2 protein-coding genes are annotated in these 2154 nt (G+C 73.6%); both read left to right on the top strand.

Going from position 1 to position 2154, the window contains the following annotated elements:
- A partial coding sequence (locus H5J29_RS30085; RefSeq protein WP_181784343.1) for an alpha-amylase family protein occupies window positions 1-1675 on the top strand: 1675 nt, incomplete at its 5' end.
- The coding region (locus tag H5J29_RS30080) for a hypothetical protein (protein ID WP_220188113.1) at window positions 1672-2154 on the top strand (483 nt) is incomplete at its 3' end. The genes H5J29_RS30085 and H5J29_RS30080, both read left to right, overlap by 4 nt.

Raw genomic sequence — 2154 nt, 5'->3', positions numbered from 1 at the left:
GCCGCTGCGCGAGCTGGACCGCCGCCGCGAGATCGACCCCCACTGGTACCAGCACCCGCGGATGGTCGGCTACGTCGCGTACGTGGACCGGTTCGCCGACACGATCCGGGGCCTGCACGAGCGGCTGGACCACCTCGCCGAGCTGGGGGTGACCTACCTCCACCTCATGCCGCTGCTCCGCCCGCGGGAGGGGGAGAACGACGGCGGCTACGCGGTCGTCGACTACGGGGCGGTCGACCCCCGGCTGGGCACGATGGCGGACCTGGAGGAGCTGGCCGCGGCGCTGCGCGAGCGGGGGATGAGCCTCTGCGTGGACCTCGTGCTCAACCACACCGCGAAGGAGCACCCGTGGGCCCGCGAGTGGGTCGCGGGCGGCAACGCGTTCTACACGGCCTTCCCGGACCGCACGATGCCCGACGCCTACGAGGCGACGATCCCCGACGTCTTCCCCGACCGCGCTCCCGGCTCCTTCACGTGGGTGGACGAGGTGCAGGGCTGGGTCTGGACGACGTTCTGGGACTACCAGTGGGACCTCGACTACACCGACCCCGAGGTCTTCGCGGCGATGCTCGGCACGGTGCTGGACCTGGCGGACCGGGGGGTCGAGATCGTCCGCATGGACGCCGTGCCGTTCATGGGCAAGCGCCTGGGCACGACCTGCCAGAACCAGCCGGAGGTGCACGACATCCTCCAGGCGATGCACGCCGCGGCCCGGCTCGCGGCGCCCGCGACGGTGTTCAAGGCCGAGGCGATCGTCGCGCCCGAGGACCTCGTCCCGTACCTCGGCGGGCACCCGCGCGAGCGCCCCGAGTGCGAGCTGGCCTACCACAACCAGCTGATGGTGCTGCTCTGGTCGTGCCTGGCCACCCGGGACGCGCGGCTCGCCGTGCAGGCCCTGCGCCGGATGGCGCCGATCCCCACCGGGTCCTCCTGGGCGACCTACGTCCGGTGCCACGACGACATCGGCTGGGCCGTGTCCGACGTCGACGCCGCCGCCGTGGGCTGGTCCGGCCCCGCCCACCGCCGCTTCCTCAACGACTTCTACGCCGGGCGCTTCCCCGGCTCCTTCGCCCGCGGTGCCCTGTTCCAGGAGAACCCCGAGACCGGGGACGCGCGCATCTCCGGCACCGCGGCCTCGCTCTGCGGGATCGACACCGACGAGGACACCGGCATCCGACGCCTGGTCCTCCTGCACGCCGTGACCTGCGGTTTCGGCGGCGTCCCCCTGCTCTACATGGGCGACGAGCTGGGCCTGCGCAACGACCTCTCGTACCTGGCGGACCCCACCCTCGCCGACGACATCCGCTGGATGCACCGGCCACGCCTCGACGAGGCCGCCTTCGACCGGCGCCACGATCCGTCCAGTGTGGAGGGTCGGGTGTTCGGCCTGCTCCGCGGGCTCACCGCGACCCGCGCCGAGCTCCCGGCCCTGCACGCCTCCGCCCCGGCCGACGTGCTCGTGCTCGACGACCCGCACGTCCTCGCCTGGCGGCGCAGGCCGTCGCACAGCGGGGCCTTCCTCGGCCTGGCGAACATGGCCGAGCACCCCGCGTCGGTCCCGGCGGAGCTGGTCGCGGGGCTCGACACGGTCCTGTCCATGGACGGAGGGGTCGAGGTCCGGGACGGCCGCGCCCACCTCCCGCCGCTGTCCTGGGCCTGGCTGGCGGAGACGTGAGCGGTCCCGCGCAGCGTCTGCGCGGCCCCGTCCCGCGCTCGGACGGGGCCCGCTCGGTCCGGCTCGTGGCGGTGGCCTTCGGCGTGACCGTCGTGGTGACCCGGCTCTACCTGGCGCTCACCGGCTACCCGCAGATCGGCGGCGGCGAGTACCACCTCGCGCACGCGCTCTGGGGCGGGCTGCTGCTGCTCGTCGGCGGGATCGTGGCCCTGCTGTGGAGCAATCCCTGGGTGCAGCCGACCACGGCGGTGTGCGTGGGGGTGGGGTCGGGGCTGTTCGTCGACGAGGTCGGCAAGTTCATCACCAAGCAGAACGACTACTTCACCCCGCTCGCCGCCCCGATCATCTACAGCTGCTTCCTCGCGGTGCTCGGCGTGGCCACCCTGGCGGCCCGGGTCCCGCTCGACCGGCCCCGCGAGCTGGCGTACGCGATCGTGGTGCGGTTCAAGGACGTCGCCGACGGCCCGCTGCGCCCGCGC

Origin of the sequence: Pseudonocardia pini (assembly GCF_013870575.1) — a bacterium.
Classification (GTDB): Bacteria; Actinomycetota; Actinomycetes; order Mycobacteriales; family Pseudonocardiaceae; genus Pseudonocardia; species Pseudonocardia pini.
This window is presented reverse-complemented; position numbering and strand designations above follow the sequence as displayed.